Source organism: Frigoribacterium sp. AP1, from assembly GCF_056680555.1.
Genome location: NZ_CM155288.1, coordinates 1,254,927 through 1,278,256, shown reverse-complemented (window position 1 = coordinate 1,278,256; position 23,330 = coordinate 1,254,927). Strand labels below are relative to the sequence as shown.

Annotated in this window: 20 protein-coding genes; 10 read left to right on the top strand and 10 right to left on the bottom strand. The window is 66.3% G+C overall.

Translation table 11 applies throughout. The features are described from left to right. Nucleotides 1-43: 43 nt before the first annotated feature. From AC1MBW_RS06060 to AC1MBW_RS06050, 3 genes are all read left to right on the top strand, one after another. Entirely contained in the window at nt 44-982 is a 939-nt protein-coding gene (locus AC1MBW_RS06060) for a carbohydrate ABC transporter permease (protein WP_480026079.1), read from the top strand. After that, on the top strand, nt 982-1,908 hold the full coding sequence (locus AC1MBW_RS06055; RefSeq protein ID WP_054145132.1) for a carbohydrate ABC transporter permease: 927 nt from the start codon (nt 982-984) through the stop codon (nt 1,906-1,908). Before AC1MBW_RS06060 ends, AC1MBW_RS06055 begins: the two co-directional genes overlap by 1 nt. A 76-nt stretch (nt 1,909-1,984) precedes the next feature. Further along, nucleotides 1,985-3,676 carry a glycoside hydrolase family 13 protein gene (locus AC1MBW_RS06050; protein ID WP_480025807.1) on the top strand — a complete coding sequence of 564 codons (1,692 nt, stop codon included), beginning with the start codon at nt 1,985-1,987 and terminating at the stop codon, nt 3,674-3,676. Nucleotides 3,677-3,701: 25 nt separating this feature from the next. On the opposite strand, the gene AC1MBW_RS06045 is transcribed toward AC1MBW_RS06050, so the two are convergent. Next, the gene (locus AC1MBW_RS06045; RefSeq protein WP_043596920.1) at nt 3,702-4,088 is read right to left on the bottom strand and encodes a PLD nuclease N-terminal domain-containing protein; all 387 of its coding nucleotides are present in this window, start codon (nt 4,086-4,088) and stop codon (nt 3,702-3,704) included. A gap of 295 nt (nt 4,089-4,383) precedes the next feature. Between AC1MBW_RS06045 and AC1MBW_RS06040 the strand changes: the two genes are divergently transcribed. Continuing rightward, nucleotides 4,384-5,607 carry a M23 family metallopeptidase gene (locus tag AC1MBW_RS06040; protein WP_480025806.1) on the top strand — a complete coding sequence of 408 codons (1,224 nt, stop codon included), beginning with the start codon at nt 4,384-4,386 and terminating at the stop codon, nt 5,605-5,607. Between the two features lie 69 nt (nt 5,608-5,676). Here AC1MBW_RS06040 and AC1MBW_RS06035 read toward each other — a convergent pair whose 3' ends face one another. After that, nucleotides 5,677-6,807: an adenosine deaminase gene (locus tag AC1MBW_RS06035; protein ID WP_480025805.1), complete on the bottom strand. Its 1,131-nt coding sequence runs from the start codon at nt 6,805-6,807 to the stop codon at nt 5,677-5,679. Nucleotides 6,808-7,043: 236 nt separating this feature from the next. Then, the gene (locus tag AC1MBW_RS06030) at nt 7,044-7,730 is read right to left on the bottom strand and encodes a CG0192-related protein (protein WP_480025804.1); all 687 of its coding nucleotides are present in this window, start codon (nt 7,728-7,730) and stop codon (nt 7,044-7,046) included. Nucleotides 7,731-7,864: 134 nt separating this feature from the next. On the opposite strand from AC1MBW_RS06030, the gene AC1MBW_RS06025 reads away from it, so the two are divergent. After that, nucleotides 7,865-8,908, top strand: a complete 1,044-nt coding sequence (locus tag AC1MBW_RS06025) for an NAD(P)-dependent alcohol dehydrogenase (protein WP_480025803.1) — start codon at nt 7,865-7,867, stop codon at nt 8,906-8,908. Nucleotides 8,909-9,052: 144 nt separating this feature from the next. Here AC1MBW_RS06025 and AC1MBW_RS06020 read toward each other — a convergent pair whose 3' ends face one another. After that, nucleotides 9,053-9,343 carry a hypothetical protein gene (locus AC1MBW_RS06020; protein WP_054145137.1) on the bottom strand — a complete coding sequence of 97 codons (291 nt, stop codon included), beginning with the start codon at nt 9,341-9,343 and terminating at the stop codon, nt 9,053-9,055. 268 nt (nt 9,344-9,611) lie between these two features. On the opposite strand from AC1MBW_RS06020, the gene AC1MBW_RS06015 reads away from it, so the two are divergent. Both AC1MBW_RS06015 and AC1MBW_RS06010 read left to right on the top strand, forming a co-directional pair. Then, the gene (locus AC1MBW_RS06015; RefSeq protein ID WP_480025802.1) at nt 9,612-10,247 is read left to right on the top strand and encodes a TetR/AcrR family transcriptional regulator; all 636 of its coding nucleotides are present in this window, start codon (nt 9,612-9,614) and stop codon (nt 10,245-10,247) included. A 2-nt stretch (nt 10,248-10,249) separates the two neighbouring features. Beyond that, nucleotides 10,250-11,578, top strand: a complete 1,329-nt coding sequence (locus AC1MBW_RS06010; protein WP_480025801.1) for a PP2C family protein-serine/threonine phosphatase — start codon at nt 10,250-10,252, stop codon at nt 11,576-11,578. Between the two features lie 267 nt (nt 11,579-11,845). Here AC1MBW_RS06010 and AC1MBW_RS06005 read toward each other — a convergent pair whose 3' ends face one another. After that, entirely contained in the window at nt 11,846-13,147 is a 1,302-nt protein-coding gene (locus AC1MBW_RS06005) for a hypothetical protein (protein WP_480025800.1), read from the bottom strand. Between the two features lie 436 nt (nt 13,148-13,583). Between AC1MBW_RS06005 and AC1MBW_RS06000 the strand changes: the two genes are divergently transcribed. Next, nucleotides 13,584-15,980: a hypothetical protein gene (locus tag AC1MBW_RS06000; RefSeq protein WP_152970202.1), complete on the top strand. Its 2,397-nt coding sequence runs from the start codon at nt 13,584-13,586 to the stop codon at nt 15,978-15,980. 629 nt (nt 15,981-16,609) lie between these two features. Next, nucleotides 16,610-17,179, top strand: coding sequence for a recombinase family protein (locus tag AC1MBW_RS05995; protein ID WP_480025799.1), 570 nt, complete (start codon nt 16,610-16,612; stop codon nt 17,177-17,179). Between the two features lie 233 nt (nt 17,180-17,412). Here AC1MBW_RS05995 and AC1MBW_RS05990 read toward each other — a convergent pair whose 3' ends face one another. Genes AC1MBW_RS05990 through AC1MBW_RS05980 form a run of 3 tightly spaced genes read right to left on the bottom strand, consistent with a single transcriptional unit; the run spans nt 17,413 to nt 20,868 of the window. Next, on the bottom strand, nt 17,413-19,449 hold the full coding sequence (locus AC1MBW_RS05990; protein ID WP_480025798.1) for an ATP-binding protein: 2,037 nt from the start codon (nt 19,447-19,449) through the stop codon (nt 17,413-17,415). Then, nucleotides 19,446-19,931, bottom strand: a complete 486-nt coding sequence (locus AC1MBW_RS05985; RefSeq protein WP_480025797.1) for a hypothetical protein — start codon at nt 19,929-19,931, stop codon at nt 19,446-19,448. The genes AC1MBW_RS05990 and AC1MBW_RS05985 overlap by 4 nt, the downstream gene beginning before the upstream one ends. Beyond that, nucleotides 19,924-20,868 (bottom strand): hypothetical protein, encoded by a 945-nt coding sequence (locus AC1MBW_RS05980; RefSeq protein WP_480025796.1) that lies wholly within the window; start codon nt 20,866-20,868, stop codon nt 19,924-19,926. The genes AC1MBW_RS05985 and AC1MBW_RS05980 overlap by 8 nt, the downstream gene beginning before the upstream one ends. Nucleotides 20,869-21,049: 181 nt before the next feature. Here AC1MBW_RS05980 and AC1MBW_RS05975 point away from each other — a divergent pair, with 181 nt between their 5' ends. Beyond that, nucleotides 21,050-21,478: a hypothetical protein gene (locus AC1MBW_RS05975; RefSeq protein WP_480025795.1), complete on the top strand. Its 429-nt coding sequence runs from the start codon at nt 21,050-21,052 to the stop codon at nt 21,476-21,478. 258 nt (nt 21,479-21,736) lie between these two features. Here AC1MBW_RS05975 and AC1MBW_RS05970 read toward each other — a convergent pair whose 3' ends face one another. Beyond that, nucleotides 21,737-22,141, bottom strand: a complete 405-nt coding sequence (locus AC1MBW_RS05970; protein ID WP_054145850.1) for a hypothetical protein — start codon at nt 22,139-22,141, stop codon at nt 21,737-21,739. A 119-nt stretch (nt 22,142-22,260) separates the two neighbouring features. Continuing rightward, complete coding sequence (locus AC1MBW_RS05965) at nt 22,261-23,220, bottom strand: proline dehydrogenase family protein (RefSeq protein ID WP_054145851.1); 960 nt, start codon at nt 23,218-23,220, stop codon at nt 22,261-22,263. Nucleotides 23,221-23,330 lie beyond the last annotated feature (110 nt).

Genomic DNA, 23,330 nt, shown 5'->3' with positions numbered 1-23,330 from the left:
GGGCTTCGCCACCCCGACCACCGCCCGAGTCGAAGGAGACCCGATGGCCACCACCACCCCCACGGCCGCGCGAGGTGCCCGCACCTCGCTGACCGGCAGCACGGTCGGCAACCCCCGGCGTCGCGGCAGGCGCGTCGACCCGGTCTTCTACGTCTTCCTCGTGCCGACGCTCGTCCTGTTCTCGCTGGCGATCACCCTGCCGGCCGTGATGGGCGTGTTCTACAGCTTCACGAACTCGATCGGCTTCGGCGAGTTCGACATGGTCGGCGTCACGAACTACCTCGCGATGGCGACCGACCCGGCGATCCTCGGCTCGTACGGCTTCACGATGGGCTTCGCGCTGGTCACGGTGATCGCCGTCAACGTCGTCGCGCTGCTGCTGGCGATCGGCCTGACCTCGCAGATCAAGGCCAAGACCGCGCTGCGGGCCGTGTTCGTGATCCCGATGGTCATCTCGGGCATCATCATCGCGTTCGTCTTCCAGTTCCTCTTCTCGAACTCGTTGCCCGCCCTCGGCGCCTCGCTCGGCATCCCGGGGCTGCAGGACAGCATCCTCGCGAACGCCGACACCGCCTGGATCGGCATCGTCGTCGTGACCGCGTGGCAGGCGATCCCGAGCACGTTGCTGATCTACATCGCGGGCCTGCTCACCATCCCCGGCGAGGTGTACGAGGCGAGCAGCCTCGACGGCGCGTCGGGCTGGAAGCAGCTGCGGTCGATCACGCTGCCGCTCATCGCGGGTTACGTCCTGATCAACACGATCATCGGCTTCAAGAACTTCCTGAACTCGTACGACATCATCGTCGGCCTGACGAACGGCGGCCCCGGCACGTCGACGCGCAGCATCGCGATGACGATCTTCACGGGCTTCACCGGTGGCGACTACGCCTATCAGATGGCCAACGCGACCATCTTCTTCGTGATCGCCGTCGCGATCGCGCTCGTCCAACTCCGGATCACCCGCGGAAAGGCGGCCGTCTGATGGCGAACACCGCACTCGTCACCCCGGCCGCGTCGCCGGCCCCCACCCCAGGAGGCGCGGGTCGCGACGCCGACGCCGTCACCCGTCGTCGACGCGGTCGCGTCGGTCGGGAACGCCCGAACCGTCTCGTCACCGCGCTGCTCGTGCTCGGGACGATCACCGTGCTGATCCCGATCTACGTCACGATCACGATGTCGCTCAAGACGACGGCGCAGGCCGTCGACGGCAACGCGTTCAGCCTGCCGGCACCGATCGACTTCTCGAACTTCGCGACCGCCTGGCAGCTGACCGACTTCCCGCGGGCGTTCGGCATCTCGACCCTCGTCACGGCGGCGACCGTCGTCGGCACGGTGGTGCTCGCGTCGATGGCGTCGTACGCGATCTCGCGCAACTGGGACCGCAAGCTGTTCCGCTTCTCGTTCTTCTACCTGCTCGCCGCGATGTTCCTGCCGTTCCCGGTGGTCGCGTTGTCGCAGATCAAGCTGACCGGCATCGTCGGCCTCGACAACCCCGCCGGCGTCGCCCTGCTGCACGTCATGTTCCAGCTGTCGTTCTCGATCCTGCTGTTCACGGCGTTCCTGCGGTCGTTGCCCGAAGAGCTCGAAGAGAGCGCGCGGCTCGACGGCGCCACCACGTGGCAGGTTTTCTGGCGCCTGGTCTTCCCGCTGCTCGCCCCGATGAGCGCCACGGTCGGCATCTTCGCCTTCCTGGCCTCGTGGAACGACTTCGCGATGCCGTCGTTGATCACCGCCGACCCGTCACTGCAGACCCTGCCCGTGTTGCAACAGATCTTCCAGACGCAGTTCAGCAACAACTACAACGTCGCCTTCGCCTCGTACCTCATGGCGATGGCTCCCGCGATCGTCGTCTACCTCTTCACCCAGCGTTGGGTGATGGCGGGCGTGACGCAGGGCGCGATCAAGTAGACGTCCGTCGGGGGCGCGACCCGCGCCTCCTGACCCCCCAGGCAACCCACCACCACCGAGAGGACCCCGCTCCACGATGACCGACACGCTCCGCACCGCACCCTCGACCGAGCTGCTGACCGACGACCCGACCTGGTGGCGCCAGGCGGCGGTCTACCAGATCTACCCCCGCAGCTTCGCCGACTCGAACGGCGACGGCATCGGCGACCTGCCCGGCATCACGGCGGCGGTGCCCTACCTGCAGCAGTTGGGCGTCGACGCGGTCTGGCTCAGCCCGTTCTATCCGTCGGCGCTCGCCGACGGCGGCTACGACGTCGACGACTACCGCGACGTCGACCCCAAGATCGGCACCCTCGCGCAGTTCGACGAGATGATCGACGCGCTGCACACGGCAGGCATCCGTGTGATCGCCGATCTCGTGCCGAACCACTCGTCCGACCGGCACGTCTGGTTCCAGGAGGCGCTGGCCGCCCCCGCGGGATCGCCCGCCCGGGCGCGCTACATCTTCCGCGACGGCCTCGGCGAGACCGGCGAGCTGCCGCCCTCGGACTGGACGTCGATCTTCGGCGGCCCGGCCTGGACCCGTGTCGCCGACGGCCAGTGGTACCTGCACTCGTTCGCGAGCGAGCAGCCCGACTGGGACTGGGACAACCCGGAGGTGCGCGAGGACTTCCTGACCACGCTGCGCTTCTGGTCGGACCGCGGTGTCGACGGCTTCCGCGTCGACGTGGCGCACGGGCTGGCGAAGAGCCTGCCCGAGGTGCTGCCGTCCACGGCCGAGCTCGAGGCGCTGCCGAAGGCCGACGGCGACCACCCGCTGTGGGACCGCGACGAGGTGCACGAGATCTACGCGACGTGGCGCGAGGTGTTCGACGAGTACGACCCGCCGCGCATCGCCGTGGCCGAGGCCTGGGTCGAGCCGTCGCGTCGTGCCCGCTACGCCAGCGCCGAGGGGCTGGGCCAGGCGTTCAACTTCGACCTGCTCGAGGCCGACTTCGACGCCACGCAGTTCCACGACATCATCACCTACAACCTCGACGCCGCCGAGGCGTCGGGCTCGTCGACGACGTGGGTGTTCTCGAACCACGACGTCGTCCGCCACGCGACCCGCTACGGCCTGCCCGCCCTCGACGGTCGCGACGTCAAGCAGGGGGCCGAGTGGCTGCTCTCGGGCGGCACCTCGCCCGAGGTCGACGTCGAGACCGGCCTGCGTCGGGCCCGTGCGGCGTCGCTGTTCATGCTCGGTCTGCCCGGGTCGGCCTACGTCTACCAGGGTGAGGAGCTCGGGCTGCCCGAGGTCGCCGACATCCCCGCCGACGAGCGTCAGGACCCGTCGTTCTTCCGCAACCCCGGCGTCGACATCGGCCGTGACGGCTGCCGCGTGCCGCTGCCGTGGACCCGGTCGGGCTCGTCGTTCGGCTTCGGCCCGGGCGACGCCCACCTGCCGCAGCCGAGCTGGTTCGGCGAGTACTCGGTCGAGGCCGAGGAGGCCGACGCGACGTCGACGCTCGCGCTCTACCGTGCGGCCCTCGCCGCGCGGCGGGACCTGCAGACCGACGAGACGCTCGAGTGGTTGCCGGTCGAGGGCCGCGACGACGTGTTGCACTTCGTGCGGCCCGGCGGGTGGCACGTGGTGTGCGTGTTCGGCACCGAGCCCGTCGACCTGGCCGGGCTCGGGCTGGGCTCGGGCGAGGTGCTGGTGGCGAGCGGGCCGCTGACCGACGCCGGGCGGCTGCCGGGCGAGACGGCGGCCTGGGTGCGCGCCTGAGGCCGGTCGGGAGGCGCGGTGTCGGTCAGGCGGGGACGTCGTCGCCGGCCGTCGACCGGCGCTGCTCGACCTCGGCCTCGAGCTTCGCCAGGCGGGCCAGCCGTTCGTAGTGCTCGGCCTCGCGGTCGAGGTCGGCGAGCTGCTGCTCGGTGCTGCGGACGCGGTGGTCGAGCGTGCGGGCCGCGGCCTCGTGGTACCGGCTCTGGTCGCGCGGGCCGATCTGCTCGACGCGTCGGCCGTACTCGCGGCCGGCGGCGAACCAGACGATGCTGCCGATAAGCGGCAGGAACAGCACGATCATGATCCAGAGGCCCTTGGGCAGGTGGCGCACGTCGCCTTCGGGGCGCGTGACGATGTCGACGAGCGCCCCCACGATGAGCAGCAGGGGCAGGGCAGCCAGGACGAAGGTCACGGCCCGAGGGTAGGGGGTGCCTGCCGTCGGACGGAAGCCCCGCGAGGTGGGGTGACCGGGGCCCGCTCGTCGCGCATCCTGGGCGTGACGCGCCCGTCGGACGGGCGGTGGCGTCACCGGCATCACGGCGAGCGACCCCGGTCAGGAGGCGCGGTGCCGGCCGGCCACGAAGGGTACAGCTCCTGAAAATTCGCCGTCACCCCTGGCCTGAGGGCTCCTCGGATCGTAAGGTGGATCGGTCCGCCCGAACGAGGAGAACCGTGAGTCGATGCGCCGTCCGTCCCAGGAAGCGCTCATGACCGACCCCTCGAACACCCCCGAGTCCGCGACGGCGGCCGCTGATCAGACTCCGCGCACCGAGCAGCCGTTGACCCGCCGCGAGGCCCGCGCCCTCGAGCGTGCCGCTGCTGCCGCCGGTGCTGCTCCGGCGGCTGCCGCTGGCGCGCCCGCTGCTGCAGTTCCCGAGCCGTCGTCCTCCGTGCCTCCTGCCGACCCTGCGATGAACCCGGTTTCGAACGATGCACCCACGAGCAACCGGGTTCATGGTTCGGAAGTAGGTGCAACGGCACCCGAGGGTGTGGCGGCCGACCCCTCGACGGCTGATCCCGCGACGGCCGACCCCGTGGCGGCCGACCCCGCGACGCGCGTCGCTCGTCGTTCGCGTCCCTCGGTGCCGGCCCTCCTGCGTCATACCCGTGACGGCGGCCGCCCGGGCCAGAGCCCGCGGGGCACGTCCGGCCGGCCGCGGCTGCGCGCCGTCGCGTCGCGCGTCCGCGCGGCGACCTTGCCCGTGCTCGGCGTCTGCGCCGTCATGCTCTTCTTCACCTCGAACCTCACCCCGGCCTCGGCCAGCGACCTGGGCGGGTCGAACATCCCGACCGCCGGTGCCGCTCCGATGCCGACGCAGACCCTCGCGGCGTCACTCGTCGTGCTGACCGTGTCCGACCGCGACGCCTTCGGGGTCACCGACGCACCGCCGCCGCCTCCGCCACCCGAGCCCGAGCCCGTCGTCACCTCGAAGAACCTCGCGGGGTCGACGAACTCGAACCGCGCCTCCTCGGGGGCCGGCACCATCGTCAACTCGGGTACCGGCGACATCCGCTGGCCGTTCCCGGGTTCGGTCGTCCTCAGCTCGGGCTTCGGGCCGCGCTCGGCACCGTGCGCCGCGTGCTCGAGCATACACATGGGCCTCGACATGACGCCCGGTGGCGGGACCCCGATCGGCGCCGCGGCGTCGGGTGTGGTGCGGACCTCGGGCATGCACGGCCAGTTCGGTCAGTACGCCGTGATCGACCACGTGATCGACGGCCAGCGGGTCAGCACCCTGTACGCGCACATGCAGATCGGGTCGAGCCCGCTCGTCGCCGGTCAGACGGTCCAGGTCGGCGAGCTGGTCGGCAAGGTCGGCCGCAGCGGAGTCGCGACCGGCGAGCACCTGCACTTCGAGGTGCTGCTGGGCGGCTCGACCCAGGTCGACCCCAAGGCCTGGCTCGACGCAAACGCCGGTCGCACGCTCTAGTCCTCAGCGCCGGACCGACCGGCACGAACTGGCCGGCCTCCGCGTGCAGCAGCACCGGCCGCCCGGGCGTCAGGCCGTGCGACGTGCCTCGCGCCAGGCCCGCACCTCGGCGGTCAGCTCGGCCTTGCGGGCCGCGTCGGCGAACGACGCCTCGACCGAGTTCGTCGCCAGCAGGGCCAGCGCGTCGTCGTCCAGCCCGAGCACGTCGCGCAGCGCCTGGTAGTTGTCGCCCACGTAGCCGCCGAAGTAGGCGGGGTCGTCGCTGTTGACCGTGACGAGCAGCCCGGCCTCGAGCATGCGCGGCAACGGGTGCTCGGCCAGGTCGGACACGACCGCGAGCCGCAGGTTCGACAAGGGGCAGACCGTGAGCGGCACCCGGTCGGCGACCAGTCGTGCGACGAGGGCGTCGTCCTCGAGGCTGCGCACCCCGTGGTCGACGCGTTCGACGTGCAGCAGGTCGAGGGCGTCGGTGACGTACGACGGCGGTCCCTCTTCGCCGGCGTGGGCGACGACGTGCAGCCCGAGCGCGCGGGCGCGGTCGAAGACGCGGGCGAACGCGGCCGGCGGGAACCCCACCTCGGACGAGTCGAGCCCCACCCCGATCAGGTCGGAGGCGCGGTGCGCGACGGACTCGAGCGTCGCGGCCGCGTCGCCCGCCGGCAGGTGTCGCAGGAAGCAGAGGATGAGCCCGCCCGTGATGCCGAACCGCTCGCGGGCCTCGCCGAGCGCCTGCGTGAGCCCGTCGATCACCTCGTCGACGTCGACGTCGCGGGAGGTGTGCGCCTGGGGGTCGAAGAACATCTCGACGTGACGCAGCCCCTGGGCGTGGGCGCGTTCGAGGTAGGCCCAGGCGAGGTCGCGGAAGTCCTGGGCGGTCTGCAGCACGGCCGTGCACGCGTAGTACAGGTCGAGGAACTCCTGCAGCGAGCCGAACGAGTACGCGGCACGGAGCTCGTCCACCGAGGCGAAGGGCAGGTCGACGTCGTTGCGGTCGGCGAGGGCGAAGACGAGTTCGGGTTCGAGCGTGCCCTCGACGTGCAGGTGCAACTCGGCCGTCGGCGGCGTCGCGAGCACGGTGCCCGAGAGGGCCGGACCCGAGAGGGGCGAGCCCGAGAGGTCGCTGCTCGTCAGGGTCGTGCCCCGGAGGGGCGTGCCGGGCGCGGGGGCCGCGGTCGTCGGAGAGGTGTCGATCGCCGTCATCGGGCCACCGTAGCGGCAGCGTGCCTCCCGACGAAGCTCCGTGCACGATCGTTCACCGTCCCGTCACCCGGCGAACGCCTGGGGACGAGACGACGGGGTTCAGGGACGAGACGACGAGGCTCTGGACGAGACCAGGAGGCGCGGGCCGGCTCCTCGAGGACGCCACCCGCGCCTCCTGCTCGGACGTCGAGGAGGCGCGGCGCGCGACGACCGCGCCCCGCGCCTCCTGCAGGTGGCTACGCCGTGAGCACGACGGCGAGCGTCTCGGGCTGGTCGTGCCCGGTCCACGTGCCGGTGAGCACCTCGACGCCGTGGTCGCCGGTGTGGCCGCCGGTCGAGGCGAGGGCGCCGGCGTCGTGTCGGCCGAGCACGCGGGCGACGACGATGCGGACCGCCGCGCCGGTGACGACCGTGCGGCCCTCGACCTGGTCGACGGTGAGGCGGTCGACGTCGGGCACGGGGGTGCCCGGGCTGCCGCTGCCGACGACGGTCGAGTTCGGCTCGCGGACCTGCCGTTCGCCGTCGACCTCGAACCAGGCCTCGGCCTGCGTGCCGCCGGTCAGCACGGCCGTCGCGAGGGCCGCGGCCCAGACCGGGTCGGCCGTGCCGTCGTAGACCCAGCGCGTGCCGAGCACCGAGTGCTCCGTCGTCCCGACGAGGTGCGCCTCCGCTCCGGCCAGGGGAGCGTCGCGGTAGGTGAGGGGCACCTGCAGCTGCACGCCGTCGGCCGTGGCGACGATGATCGTCTCGACGCCGACCTCGCCCGCCGGGTCGTCGAAGCGGAAGGCCGCGACGCTGCGCAGGCCCTCGTCGTCGGCGCCCTCGGACCGGGGCGGGCCCTCGAACCACGGCTGGGTGGGCACCCAGGCGTCGAGCAGGTCGATCTTGGAGGGGCTCATTCCGGCCCGGTGCAGGTGTGCCATGCCGTCGATCGTAGGGCCGACCGCCGTCACCGCCATCCCGCCCCGCACCGCCCACCGCCGCCGCGCGCACGGGCCCCCGGAGCCAAGACGACACCTGTCGTCCGGAATCCAGCCCCCGGGCGTAGCCTGCGCCCATGAAGGCACTCCAGTACACCCAGGTCGGTCAGCACCCCGAAGTCGTCGAGATCGAGAAGCCGTCGCCCGGCCCCGGGCAGGTGCTGCTCAAGGTCACGGCGGCGGGCGTCTGCCATTCCGACGAGTACGTCATGAACCTCAGTGAAGAGGACTACACGGCGCAGGGCTACCCGCTGCCGCTCACGCTCGGGCACGAGGGGGCCGGCGTCGTGGCCGAGCTCGGTGAGGGCGTCGAGCACCTGCAGGTCGGCGACGCGGTCGCCGTCTACGGTCCGTGGGGCTGTGGCCGCTGCCACCAGTGCGCCCAGGGCAAGGAGAACTACTGCGTCAACGCCGCCGCCGAGGGCATCAAGCCCCCCGGGCTCGGCGCTCCCGGGTCGATGGCCGAGTACATGATCGTCGACGACCCCCGCCACCTCGTGCCGCTCGGCGACCTCGACCCGGTCGAGAACGTGTCGCTCACCGACGCCGGCCTCACGCCGTACCACGCGATCAAGACCTCGCTGCCGAAGCTCGGCGCCGGCACCTACGCCGTCGTCATCGGCACCGGAGGCCTCGGGCACGTCGGCATCCAGATCCTGCGGGCGCTCTCGGGAGCGCAGATCATCGCGCTCGACGTCACCGACGAGAAGCTCGAACTGGCGAAGCACGTCGGTGCGCACCACACGGTGATCAGCGACGAGCACGCCGCGGACGCCATCCGCGAGATCACCGGAGGCCTCGGCGTCCAGGCCGTCTTCGACTTCGTCGGGGCGGGGCCGACCATGGCCACGGCGGTCGCGGTCGCCGCGGCGGACGCGGACGTGACCATCGTCGGCATCGGGGGCGGCACCGTCGAGCTCGGATTCGGCACGGTCGCCTTCGACGTCGCCGTGCGCATCCCCTACTGGGGCAGCCGCAGCGAGCTGATCGAGGTCCTCGACCTCGCCCGTGCCGGTCAGATCGAGGTCGCCACGCAGCGCTACTCGCTCGACGACGGCCCGAAGGCCTACGAGGCGCTCGCCGCCGGCACCGTCCGCGGACGCGCCGTCATCGTCCCGTAGCGACCCACCCCCAGGAGGCGCGGTGTCGGACGTCCGGCACCGCGCCTCCTGCGGTCTCCCGTCCTCGACGACGTCCGTGCCCTCGGTTGGTCGCGGTCAGGGGAGCCGGCGTCCGGTGGGGGTCGTCGCCCCGTCGCGGCGGGGCTATCTCGTGTGGAGGTGTGAGGTGAGCGCGGCCTGCCAGGACGGGCCGTAGGTCTGTTCGCCGGCGGCGGTCATGATCGCGAACCGGCCTCGGGAGTAGTGCAGACGGCCGTGGGCGACGTGCTCGGACCCGATGGCCTCGTGGATGGACCAGGCGTTCTCGGCCAGGAACGTGAGGGACACGGGGAACCGTGCCTCGTCGAGCGAGACGACGAGCGGGCCGTCCGTCGGGGTCGTCGGGAGGCGCAACGACGGGCGCGAGGGACGGGTGGCGGTCGTGGACTGGAGCATGAGGGTCCTGTTCGTCTCTGGCCGGCGCAGGTGCCGGCATGGCAGAAGGGGGCCCGGCGTGCTCTCGCTCGCCGGGCCCGGTGGAACCCACTGACCCGAATCAGTCGCTTCCGGAGGTGTGCCGGGCGTCGAAGACAGGCCTTCGGCCGTGCCACCCCGTCCGCACGAACCCGATCGCCGTGCTGCACCTACATGCTGAGAACGCTGGTTCTCTGGACGTGTCCCAAGTTAGCGGAACGGTCGTTCTCTCGTCAACTATGCTGGCCGTGTGGATCCTGAGAACTCGCGCCCGGAGCGCCAGGCGGTCGTCGTGGCGGCCGACGAGCTGTTCTACGCCCGCGGCATCCAGGCCGTCGGGATGGACGCGGTGAAGGTCGCCGCGGGGGTGTCCCTGAAGCGGCTCTACGGGCTCTTCGCCTCGAAGGAGGACCTCGTGCTCGCGGTGCTGGCGCACCGGCACGGGATGTGGACCGAGGGCGTCGAGGGTGCCGTCGGTCGGGTCGAGGCGCCTCGGGACCGGTTGCTCGCGATGTACGACTACCTCACCGAGTGGTTCGACTCGGACTCGTTCCGCGGGTGCGGGTTCATCAACGCGTTCGGTGAGCTGGGAGCCGTCTCACCCGCGGTGGCCGACGCGGCGCGTGAGCACAAGGCGTCGTTCCAGGGCTACGTCGGCGAGCTCGTGCGCGACGCCGGGTACGTACCCGAGTTGGCGGCGCAGTTGGCGATCCTGGCCGAGGGTGCCCAGACGACGGCGGCGATCAGCGGCACGAGTGAAGGGGCCCTCCACGCTCGCCGGGCAGCGGAGGTCCTCATCGACGCCTCGCCGACGATGCGGGTGTCAGCCCCGCGTTCTGGGGCGATCCGATCCCCCTCCGAGGGCCCCATCCGGCCTAGCCTGTAAAAGTGAGCGTTGAACACGACCGGCCCGAGGATGCGCGAGACACGCGTCCCAGCGTCTGGGGAGACAGGGGTCTCCTCGGAAAGGTCCTGTCGGCCTCGTCGCGACGTCACGTTCCCCTGCTGAAGCAGTTCTTCGTGTTCTTCTTCGTGCTGCTGGCTGCCGGCCTGAGCTCGGTCGTGCCCTGGTTGCTCGTCACGGATGCCCCGTCGATGTGGGCGGGGGTCGTCGCGGCGCTGTTCGGCGTCGGCTTCGCCGCGGCTGCGTCGTCCCAGCCGCGACTGCTCCGGTGGGAGATCGTCATCCCCGCGGTCGATTTCGTCGCCGTGGGTCTCCTCCGCTTCGGAACGGGCGACGGTCGGTCGATCTTCTTGCCGATCATCTTGTTGGCGATCGTGTGGATCGCGGTCTGGCCGGGTCGGCTGAACATCGTCTGGCTGCTGATCGGCTCGACCGTGACACTGCTCTTGCCGTTCGCTCTCGACCCCACCGGGCGCGAACCCAGCGAAATCATCCGGTTGGTCTTCGCGTTGGCGATCTACGCCACGATCGGTCTCGCCATCAACGAACTGGCCCGGCAGGCGAGCCTCAAGGTGGACATCTCGCGTGCCCAGCAGCACGCCGTCGAACGAGAGATCGAGAGGGCCGCGACCGTCCAGCAGTCCCTCCTGCCCCCGACGACGAGCATCCTCCCCGACATGTTCACCGTGCAGGGAACCTGCATCCCCGCACGGACCGTCGGTGGTGACTTCTACGACTGGTACCCCACCCCGGACGGCATCGCCCTGACGGTCGGAGACGTGATGGGCAAGGGCGTCGGGGCAGGGATGATCGCCGCCGCCGTACGATCCGTGATCCGGAGCTCGAGCGATGACGCCGACCCCGCCGTGGCTCTCCGCCGGGCCACCACCGGCCTGGCGGCGGGGGACGGCGGCGCCGACGTCCGATTCACGACCTGCTTCCATGCCCGCATCACCCCCACGGGAACGATCCGGTGGGCGGATGCCGGACACGGGCTGGCTTTCATCCGACGCGCCGACGGCGAGGTCGAGCACCTGCAGGCGTCCGACCTTCCGGTCGGACTCGGCGACGAGTGGACCTCGCACACCCAGCAACTCGAGGCAGGGGACACCCTGGTCTGCGTCAGCGACGGCGTCCTCGACCTCTTCGACGACGACCTCGTCGCCATCAGGCGCTTCACGGAGCTCCTCGCCTCGACGGGCATCCCGTCGGAGATCATCCGTAAGCTCATGGAACTGACGAACGCCGAGGACCAAGCCGACGACGTCACGGTCATCGCTGCGTCGTTCGACCCCGTACTCATCACTGCCTAACGACGGATATCGGCAAAGGCACGGCGACTTTGCAGCGGGGCCTGACCACCTCGTGCCGTTGTCGTCTGCCCGTTAGACGGTCGTTCACCGGGATGTCCCGGGAAGGCGAATTTGGTGTCGCGGAAGGCGGTGATCAGCGGGCCGGAATGAGTTGTCATGCACGTGGAGGTCTTCCGGGTGCGCCCGTAACTGGTGCACGGGCAAGGCCCGTACGTCTGGATGTACGGGCCTTGCTTGGCATTGGTGGTGTGTCAGCGATGGTGGTTGTTAGGCGAGCATGCGGGTGATGGCTGCGACCATTTTTTCTTCGACGCCGTCCGGTGCGGTGGAGGAGGTCTTGCGGAGGAAGTGGCCGAAGTGGTTGTAGACGCTCATAGAGCCGCCGGCGATGCCGGGGGAGTCGCTGTCGATTCCGGCTTCGTAGCCGTCTCGTGCGAGGAGTTCGTTGCTTGGGATGTAGGCGGGAACTTCGTTGGCATAGCCGCTGAACCAGAGGTTGTTTGATCCGCCGTTGCGGGCTCTGAAGTACACGGCGTAGCCCGAGACGATTTCGCCCCCGGTGAAGACCATCTTCAGTCCTAAGGTGCCGGTGAATTTCCACACCTGGAGGGGAAGGTCAATGGTGGTGGCGAAGGAGCGGTTGGTCGCTGCGGCAGACATGCGTTGGGCGTGTCGGCGGGCGTATCCGATGGTGCCCGGGGCTGCGGCGCGGCGGTCGTAGGCCGCTTTGACTGCTGCAAGGTTTGCTGAGGTGACGGTGATGTCCAGGGGGAGGGTGACGCGTTCGTACTGGCTGGCGATTCCTCCTGTGATGGTGCGGCCTGGTTGTCCGATCGCGTCTCGGACTGTGGTTCCGAGATCACTTCCGAAGCTGTCAGAGACGGCGACCGAGCCGGTGGTGTGTGGGTTTTGGTCCCCAGCTGGGCCGAGGATGAATTGTGCGAAGACGCCTGGCCCGAAAGCTTCGATCTCTTTGATGGCTTCTGCGGGGTAGTCGGGATCGAACAGTGTTTGTGAACCGGCGGCGACGGGGTGGGCGCCGTAGCTGAACAGCACGGCTCGAGGCTTTCCGTCGGTTCCTCGTGCAACGAGAACGGGGACGTCCCGTTCGACGTAGGAGAGGCCGGCTCGGTTTCGGGAGAAGTCTTCGTCGACGACCTGGTAGTCCAAGGTGACGGTGCTGCGGGTGCTCGCCAGGGTCGTGGCGACGAGGTCGGCAAGAGTTTGCGCGAGCTGATCGGCGTACTGCTGGACCTGAGCGGTGTTGGTCAGGTTGTAGGAAATGTACGGATCAAGCTTTTCTGGCAGGACTGGTCCGTTGTGGGTGTGGGTCGCGGTGAGGACGAAGTCCGCGCTCGCGACTCCGAGTTGGATGACTTTGCTACGGATTACCTGGTGCAGTGCTGCGCCGAAGGCTAGGACGTCGGCGGTGACGATCACATTCGGGGTGCCGCTGTCCCAAAGGACCGTGCACCGGGCCCGGAGAGGTTCGTTGGTTCCTTGGGAAAGGCGGGGTGTGTCGGTGCCGTATCCGGCCATGGGGTAACCGGCTGCTGGGGTGATGTCCACTGACCCCGTCGACACCTGGTACTGAGATGTCGTCGCCGCTGAAGCGGAGGCGGCGTGGACAGTTGTCAGGGCTGCGGCGGTGGCGGAGGCGGCTAGAAAGCCCCGTCTACTTAGAGTCATATCTGGAAGATAGAGGTGCGACGGGTCGCGCCGCTACCGGGCTTCTGTGCGACGGCGTGCCCCTAGCTCGCCCTGCACATCCCGGCCTGACGACCATGCCGCTGGCGACACGCCGGGCGCCCACAAACCGTTCTGGTACCCCAGACCAGATAGATCGGTTCCCAGGTGATCTAGGCGTGAAAGCGTCCCAGCAACTTTTTCGTCCCCCATTCCGCGCTGCCGCTTCAGGGGACGCTCTGGCCGTGCTCTTGGGGGTTTATCAGGTTCTCTACGATCGCGGTATGCGGCCGGGTGGGCTGCGGAACAGGGGATCTTCATGCAGTTCGTTTCTGACTCGAGAAGGGCAACGGCGCGGCTTGTCGCCGTGGTGGCTGCAGTGCTGCTCGCTCTGGTCGCATCGGTGCTCGTCGCCCCTGGGGCGCAGGCGATGACTGACACCGGCGATGGAGGCGTGTTCGTTCCGACTACTGGGCGAATCCTCGACACGGCCAACAACATTGGCTACAACACCCCGATGACGGCAGGGGAGTGGCGCACGATCAAGGTCGCAGGTCTTGCCGGGGTGCCGGCTGACGGATCCGCCGGCGCTGTCTCCGTGATCGCGACGGTTGCCGAGATGCCGGGTCAGGGTCAACTCACCGGCCGGCCCAACGCGCAGACCCCCAGCACCCTGATGACCATCTACGCCGGTGGGGGGCTCGGGAACACTTCGAACTCCGCGATCCTTGCCCTGAACAGTGACGGCACGATCCAGGTCCAGACCGAGACCAAGGCCCGCCTGATTCTTGATGTGCAGGGGTACTACACCTCGAACAAGGACGGCACCACCGCCGGCGGACTCGTCACCGTCCCCGGCGCCCGCATCGCGGACACCCGCTCCGGCCTTGGCGTTGCCAAGGCCCAGCTGAAATCCGGTGACACGACGACCGTCCAGGTCACCGGTACCGCGGGGGTTCCGAAGGGTGCGTCGGCAGTCGTGGTGAACCTGATCGCGATCAACACCTCGACTGTGAACGGGTTCCTTACTCCTTATGCCGCCGGGACCACGCGGCCGAAGAACTCGCTGAACTACGGCTCGGGGAACGTGCCGACTTCGATCACGGCGCAGGTGCCGTTGTCGGCTGACGGGAAGATGACTGTCTACAACCAGAGCAGCACCGTCGACCTGGTCGTCGACGTCCAGGGGTACTTCACCGCCGCCGGTAACACCGGCGCGATGTTCACCCCCGGGACCGGACGCCTGTACGACACTCGCACAGGCAGCAACACCATCATCGGCAACGGCGAAACCCGCTCCATCCAGGCCGCCGGCGGCCACACCCCCGCCGCCGGTTCTGGGATCACGGCGGTCGTGATCACCCTGACCGCGCTTCACGCTGCCAACAGCTCCGGTGGTGCCACCGTCTGGGCCGAGGGCGCAGCCCGTCCCGGGACGACGTCGATCAACTTCACCCCGAACTCGATCCGGTCCAACACGATCACCGTGCCCGTCTCGGCGTCCGGGAAGATCAACCTGAACAACGTCGGCGACCCCACCCACTACGTCCTCGACGTCCAAGGCTGGTACGCCGATCCTCTCGCGCCAACGATTTCGTGTCCTGCTTACTCGCGCGGTTCTTGGTCTACCTCACTGCCAAGTCAGCCCGCTTCGTGCACCGTTTCCGTAAAGTCCGGGATCGGCGGCGCCCAGCTCAGCGTTTTGGTCGACGGGCAAGAGCAGAACCGCATCTCCGTCGGAGATAACGGAGCAGCTACCCTCTCGGCGACTGTCCCGCCGCAAGCTGGTTGGCACAAGATCACTGCCTACCTGCTGAGTGCGGATGAAGCTATCTGGAGCACGAGTGCTTACGAATTTGGCTTCTTCGACCGAGTTCCGAGTGCCTTGCTGTCTTCAATTCAGATGGCTTCACCGACGTCCTTTAGCGGTTTGTCACAGGTCTTGCCTTCCACGACGAGCTCGAGCGCGGTCGTCACTGCGGGCTCTGACTCCGTCTCAATTCCTGCAGATTCATCAGGTGCAGTGCAGCTGGTTACGGAGTCGGGGGCAGAGGAATCGATCAAGAAAAACGTTGCGGTAAATCTTCCATTCGGCAGCCAAGCGAAGGCGGCGATTGTGGAAGGCCCGGGTGTCGTCTCGTATCCCAACGGCAACGGTACGAGCACGGTTCCAATCGCATCCGCAGACGGGTCCGTGCAAGTGCTCACGGTGATCTCGAGCGCTACGGCACCTCACACGTTCGCGTACCCCGTCACGCTGCCCGAGAACTCTTCAATCGCCCTGAACGAAAGTGGCGGTGTTTCAATCATTCTTACCGATGGCACAGAACTCAGCGGCTTCGACGCTCCCTGGGCCATTGACGCTAAGGGTGCTTCTGTTCCGACCCGTTTCGAGCTATCCGGAACAACCCTCACACAGGTAGTTGAGCCAACGAGCAGCACTGCGTATCCAGTCGTGGCCGACCCGAGATACACGAACACGACCTACTACTGGACTCGAAGCCAAGTCGAGCAGATGTGGAAAGCTATGGGTCAGGTGGACACCTTCTGCAAGTATTTCCCTCTGAAATACATTCCGGGACTTTCGTGCCAAGTGACAGATGCGATGAAAAACGCCATCACCCAGGCTCATTACCAGGGCAAACGCATCTCAGCTGCCTTCTATAACTGCGGTCAGAACTACTGCAGCTATTGGCGATACTACGTAATTAGATAAAATAGGAGATTTGATATGCTGATACGAATTTCTTCAGCAACGGCTAAAGTCGGGGTAGTTGTGGCAGGAGCCGTCCTTACTTTCTTCGTAGGACTTGGGGTGGCCTCGTTCATGGCGGAAGGTGGGGTGTTTCTGCTGGTAGCCGGTTTGACTCTTGCTCTTGTTGTCTTCTGCGGGCGTGTATTCCGGGCAGAGACGGAACCTGTTTCGCCGGCTCGGCCCACATGGAAATTATCGGGCGGAGCGACGTCGAGCGCAGTGCTCGGAGTGCTCTTCCTTGCGTACGCCGCGTCCTTCACGATTTCGGAAAGAGGGTCCGGTCCCGCCTGGATATCGATTGCGGGAGTCGCGATCTACGGCCTTCTGGCGATCGCCTATTTCCACTCCAGTGTCCGGCAGAGCCGACGTCTGCAGAAGAAGTAGCCGTCTAGAAAAGAGGAGTCTTTAGAAAGGCTCCTCTTTTCTTTTGCGGGAGAGTTTTGAGGTGCCCGTTAGGCGGTCGTTCATCGGGACACCTTGGCGGGCCTGCTTTGGCCGGCCGAGGTCAAGTGGCACCTGGCCTGCGGATTCGCGTATGCCTGTCCCGCAAAAATGCCCGGTGATGGGGGTCTAAACGCTACAGTCATCGGATGCTCATCGGCTACGCCCGTGTCTCGACCTCGGGACAGGATCTCGCAGCACAACGTGACGGTCTCGCAGCACTCGGTGTTCACGAGAATCACGTGCATGTTGACCACGGGTTATCGGGAACGACTCGAGCGCGACCGGGCCTTCGTGAGGCTTGGGCGGCGTGCCGGGCCGGCGACGTGCTGGTGGTGACGAAGCTCGATCGACTCGCCCGGTCCCTGCGGGACGCGACAGACATCGCCGATGAGCTGACGAAGAAGGGTGTCGCCTTGAACCTCGGGGGAGCGGTCTACGACCCCACCGACCCCGTCGGCCGGCTCCTGTTCAACGTCCTCGGCATGGTCGCCGAGTTCGAAGCCGACCTCATCCGTGCCCGCACCCGGGAGGGCATGGCGATCGCCAAGGCCGCGGGCAAGCTCCGCGGCCGAAAGCCCAAGCTGACCCCATCGCAGGAGAAGCACCTGGTGCAGCTGCACCGCACCGGCGCCCACACGACCAGCGAGATCGCCGATCTGTTCGGCGTGGCCCCCTCGACCGTTTACCGCGCGATCCGGCGCGGAGCGCTGCCGTGAAGAACCTAGTGCGACGAAGCAAGCCCATGTCGGAACAACGACGCCCAAACACCACCCGACAGCCACCGGCCACCCCGCGCCCCGGAGCACCCGGTAGACAGAACCAGCCGACACCGGGATATCTGCGACTCAATTTCGATCCGCCAGTACCCAGCACCCCACCCAGCGCTCGGCACCGTAGCCCTGTGCGGTGCGTACGTCGCGGAAGTCTGGCTCGTGAGTCGCGATTAGGCCTAAATCGCGAGGACGTGATCTTTCTCGGCAATTATCCTGTTGACGGCCAGGCCATTCAAAGAGCTTTCCAAGTCGACCCTCGCCGCGCTGCTAGCGACTATGACCTGATAGTCGCCCCCGATCTCCGCCAGTTCGCTGTACAGAGCGGAGACGCTACCGAGTGCCGCCTCCTGCTGCCTGGGCTCATCCATGATCAGAGTGCCGAGGTGGTGGGTTAGCGGTCTTGACGCGCAAACTCGCGAAAGGGCCGCATAAAACGCCCACTTGGCGCGGATCGTGTCCGACGCGGACAACCCGTGGTTGATGTCAAAGGTCAGTTCGAAGCCGTCGTGCTCCGGGAGCAATGTCGTATCGCTAATCGACAGTTCATCGACGGGAAGGCTGCTGAATCCGAAGTTCTCTAGAGACTTCCGGAATTCGCGGCCGAAAAGGCGAATTGTTCGCGAGTCTTCTGTGTCGGGTCCCTCACGGCGAAGGGCACGCAGGTTCAACTCAACGACAGCCAGGTCCCCCAGGGCACGTGTCAACGCTTCGGCGATGCCTTCCACGGATGCGAGACCAGTTTCCATTGCGTTGATCGCATTTTCGAGCACCAGAACCGCTCGAACCTGCGCAATGCTGGGCGCGTTAGTGGGGCCAACTAACTCATCGCGGAGTGCGCGGATCTGGAGCCGACTTTCGAGCAGGCGAGCCGATTCGACGCCTATTCGAGCTTCAATGGCTGTCACTCTGTTGGCTGCGGCAGCGAGAAGACTCTCGACTGTGTTTCGCTCAGAAAGGACCAGCTTTGTGTTAGCTGCCAGATCAAGTACCAGTCCGGTGGCCACGTGCGCGGAATCGAGGCTTTGAGCACATGTGGGGCAGTGAGCTGCCGAGACGGACGGTAGCTCCAAGTCACTACCTAGCCGCTCGAGCTTGGCAATATCGAGGAGTCGGTTCCTATCTGCATTGAGCTCTGCGAGTCGATCAGTCAAAACACTGTGCTCAGATTGGGTGGCTTCCAAGAGCTCTTGGAGTTGCCGGACCCGAGCGCCTATTTTCGCAACCTGTCGTTGTGCAGCCTGGAGGTCTTGCTGAGCGGCAGAAGTGCGTTGGCCAGCCGGCACGATGGATAGCTCTTGTAGTCGAGCAAGTCGGAGTTTCTCCAATTCGATGTACCCTTCGACGGCAACCCAACCGTCCCCCATTTCGACCTCGAAAAGTTCTCTTCCAGGTCCTTCAAGCAAGGCGCCGTCACGGTGACGAGCCTGGATTGGGCTTGATAGCCGCCAATCATTTTTTGCCAGCTCGCTTGTGAGGCTTGTCTCGTACGACTGGACCAAGCTTTGTAGGCGCGCTAGTGACTGCCTCTGGCGCTCGATTTGTTTCGTCCGCTCTAGGGACTCGAGGCCAAGAACGAACTCGGCCGCCCGGCGATAGGCAGATTGGATCTGGAAGTTGGTCGGAATTCTTGGCGCCAGTCCAGACCATCCGTACTTCTGCTCGACGTAAAACATCGGAAAAAGAACTTCGAGGTAAAGCGGCGATTCGCTCCCACTGAAGGACGGAACCTGGGGGAGATTCCAGCCAATGAATTGAGCGAGTTGCGTGTGAAAGCCCATCTCCCGCACCGCCGCACCTGACTCTCGAACGTACCGGTCTTCTCGCGTTGCCTCTCCTAACTCGGCCTCTGTAGGGGCCGACCACGTCTGAATGAGATGCAGTTGGTGGTCAAGACTGCGCGCCCATCTTCTTGTCTGGAGGTACTCGTTTCGGTCGTTCCGTAGAACCAAAGTCACGGACGATTCGACCACTGCCTGGCGGTGTCCGTCCAAGTCAATCGAAGAGGTCATCGCTTCGCCGAGGGGAGAGAGATGGGACGTAGAGAATGACCCCTCAAGTCCCAGGCCGTACACCAGGCTCTGAACAAGGGTCGACTTACCCCAGGAATTTGGAGCCTCGACGACATTCAAACCAGAGCTAAAACGTGTCTCGTATGAAGCCGAGCTACTGGCGGTCACCACATCGAGTCGGACCGAGACGTACTGCATCGTCATGAAAAAGTTCCCCCAAGAGTCTTCGACATAGTCGCCGTGCTGATGGGCTTGAGTTGACGCAGGATTTCTTCCGCCTCTCCTACAGACCCACTTTGTTCGGCAAATTCTTTAAGCAGCTGCACTCCGATTGAGGTCAGCTTTTGTCGCCCAGAGGGCTCTTGAGAGACCATCTGCTCGACCTGCATGATGCGAAGGAGCTGGAGGAGATCAGGTACGTAACCGCGAAACGTTCTCGACGGTGGAGAATTCCACTCACGCACGAACGCCGCGGCATTTGCGGCGTCTCCCAGAGCCCAAACCAGCGTGTGCATCTGCTCGACAGTGGCCGACTTTCCCCTGCACATGTCCAGGGCCGTGAGTGCAAGCAGCGTTTGCCACTGGTGACGGCGGCTACCTGCTAGGGGTAATGGAACGAATCGAAGAAGGGCACCCCGTTGCGGCTCATTTTCAGGTGCGTTGATTGCCTCGAGCTCCTCAGACAACAGAGGCCTCAGAAACAGGATCTAGATACAGAGGGCACTGCAGCCACCAGCTCGCAACGAAGTAGCGGGCAAGCAATTCAGCAAGGCTTGGTTGAAGACCCGCCGCCTCCGCGATGAGTCTCGTCGCAAGGTCAGTTCGTATGGTCCGAACTACTACAAGCTGCTTCGATTCGGTCTCTATTAGGGCTGTCGCAAGGCCCTCGAAGACAATTCCCGCGCAGTCGTTCACTGCTTTGAACGTGCTTGGGGCATCCCTCGCGAGGCGTTCCATTTCAGTCGTTCCACGGAAATATGCGCTCAAGGTTTCGCTGGCGTATTCACCGAGGCGCGCTGCATTTCGTCCTAAGGCCGGATCGACGGCGAGCTTTTCATACAGAACGTCCTCGAATGAATTGTCTAAGTCGGCGGGGGAACCTGAGTCGGCGTCCGAAACAATTCCCAAGACTCCCAAACTGACTGAGGCCAATGACGCCAGTTCTCTTGCGAAAAGGCGGTCGGTGTGGACGGAAATGCGAATGTCGTTCTGGCACCAGTCGTGTTCGGCAGCAACTTCTCGGAGTGATTGGCTCCGAACATGAGCATGCTCTAGCAGTGATTTGTCGTCGAAAGAGGGCGTGAGGAGAACCCATTCCCGGATGGTGTTTCCTGCGCCGATAAGCTTTCCCGTTTTAGAAGACCGGTCGATGAGCTTTTGCGTATCGGTCGTGATCTTGCGCTTCTGGCCAGCTGTTTGGTCAGCAATTGTGAGTGGGTTTTGAGGGGCGTAACACTGGTAGGCAGTGCCATCCGCAGCCACGTATGCTTCCAGACCGCCGTCGCCGTTGGTTCGATCGGGGATGAGCTGAACTTGAACGCCGTAGTGCATGGTCAGAAGTTCTTCGCAGTGAGTCTGCCACTCTGCGGGGTCCCATTGACGAGGACCTGTTGTTGTTGCCACAGGCGCAGGCTAACTCATGACGAGCTGTCGTCTTTGGAACGTGGGCTCCTAAGCGATCATGTTGCTCGGGCTGGTGCCCGATAGCCGATCGCTGGCCGGGCCCTCGCAGTGGGGCGTCGCGACGAAGTGCGCTTCATGCCATCCTTCGACCGTGCGCCCTCGATCGCTCTCCCTAGTCGTCGTGACCCTCTGTGCTGTCAGCCTCGTCGGGTGCTCCGAGGACGATCCCGGTGAGCAGGCCGGGGATATCGCTCTGTGGCTTGACCAGGCGCCTTCAGCGGTGCAGGACGACGGCGACGAGCTGGCCGTCTTGGCATCGCTTGTCGAGCAGGGCGAGGAAGCAGGCGGCGACGAGATCTCGGCGACCTTCAAGGAGCCCGTGACGATCAGGCGAGTCGAACTTGAGTGTTTCGGCGACGGACTTGTCGAGGGGCTGTTCGGTCTGACGTCGGCTGCGGGTGCGGTCGACACGACGTCCGCCCGTGCGAGCTGCGCCGAGGGCGTGCTCGAGCTGGACATCCCGGAGTCGTCCCGCGAGGGCGTGACGAAAGTCAGCTTCTCCTCGGTGGCGAGCACCGAGAAAGGCGCTTGGCGCGTCACCGTCCGATAGGGGATCGGGAAGTGAGACGCTTGGCCATGGCGTGGGGCAAGAGCACACTGAGGCGGTGATCTACTACATCGCACCTCTAGTGCTCGGGGCATCGTTCGTGGGGCTTTGTTTTGTTCTCCGAGCAGAGCAGCGGGCTCGCCGCCGCAAGTAGCCCCGTGGCGTAGCGCCCGATAGCCGATCGTCTGCCGGGTCCTTGCTGCACGCGGCCGTCCGTTTCTGAGCGGCTAATAGTGGGTTGAAGTAGCGAGCGTTGGTGGCTCAGGGGACGTACCAGTGGTCGGACCAGGTCTCGCTCTCGACAATGGGGTCGACGAGTTCGGCGCTGAAGGTTGTGCCGTGCCAGACGAACGTTCCTACCTTGAGCATTGCCAGGTCGTCGGGCTCAAGCGGCCAGGCGCTGCTGACGAATGTCCAGACCTCGGGGTCATCGGGATAGATGAGGCGAGTGTCTTCGGTGTAATCAATGGACAAGTCCCCGACGAGTCTCGGTGACCCCCAGCTGTGCTTCCACCAAGGGCCCTCCAGGTCCCACTCCCAGTAGGGGCTGACGGACAGCCATCCGACGATTTTCTCCGGGTACGTCGGGTGGGCCAAGCGGTAGAGCTCAGGGCCCGTGCCGGCTGGCAGTGGCAGTTCCGGTCGAGGTCCAGGCCAGAGAAGCATGGGCCGACTCTAGATGAGCGACGTCTTCTCGAATTGGGCCTGGCTGCCGCGCGTTGTGATGGTACCCGGTAGGGGATCGTGCACCGGGCTGCGGCGAGACGGATTCGTCAGGGCCTGCGTCAAAGCCTTCCGGTGATGTCGAGGTCCGCTAGAGCGTCGAGGACGCGCTCGGGGTGTTCGGCCATCCGGTTCAGGACGTAGAGCCACCATTCGGGGCCGTAGACGACGTACTCGCGGGTGGTGTATCCGTCGTGACGCAAGGAGTCGAGCAGTTCGGTGCCGAGGCCCTGCAGCATCTCGAACTCGACGTGCTCGGCCATGAGGTCGGTGCCCAGCGTGTCGCGCAACGACGAGACCAGAAGCGGGTCGTGGGTGGCGAGATTCACTCGGTGTCCCGAGCCCACCAGGCGTCTCGCGGCCTCGAGGTAGGCCGTGGTCATGGGCTCGCTGTCTCGGGCGTAGGCGACGTCGGCGGATTCGAGGAACGCGCCCTTGACGAGGCGGATGGGCCCGGGGCGCTGGATGAGCCGGTCGAGATCCACGGGGGTGCGGTGGAGACGGGCCTGGAGGGTGACGCCGGTCTCGGGGAACTCGTCGGCGATCTGCTCCGTGATGGCGAGGACGAGATCCGTGCGGTCGGACCCCTCGGCGGAGATCATGATCGACGTGCCCGCCTCGCGGGCTGCGCGGGCGATGGCGCGGCCGTTCCGCAAACCGACCTCGGGCGACACGACGGCACCCACATGTGACAGGTCGAAGGAGATCGTCGCCCGTCCGGGAACCTGCCCGAGACGATGGGCCAGATCGACGAACTCGTCGGTCTGCTGATCGGCGACGGCCTCGTCCCGGATCGACTCGCCGACGAGTTCGACGCTGCCGAGGTGGCCACGGGACGTGTTCGCCTCGAGCAGCGCCACTGCCGCGTCGACGTCCGAGCCGGCGGTGTAGCGGCGGGCGATCTTCGCCGCCATGGTCGCCAGTGCGGGGTTCGCGAGCGTGCGTGCTTTGAGGTCTTCGTCGAGGGCGAAGGCCCGGAGGGTGTCGGCCGCGCGTCGCAGGGTGTTGTCGCTCGTGGTCATCAGAAGAACCTAGCGAATCTCTCTCAACGCAGACGCCCGGGGAGCCTCGGTCGAATCCGGTCCTGATCGGAGATGAACCGTCTTCCATCCGAGACGCCCGTGAGGGGATG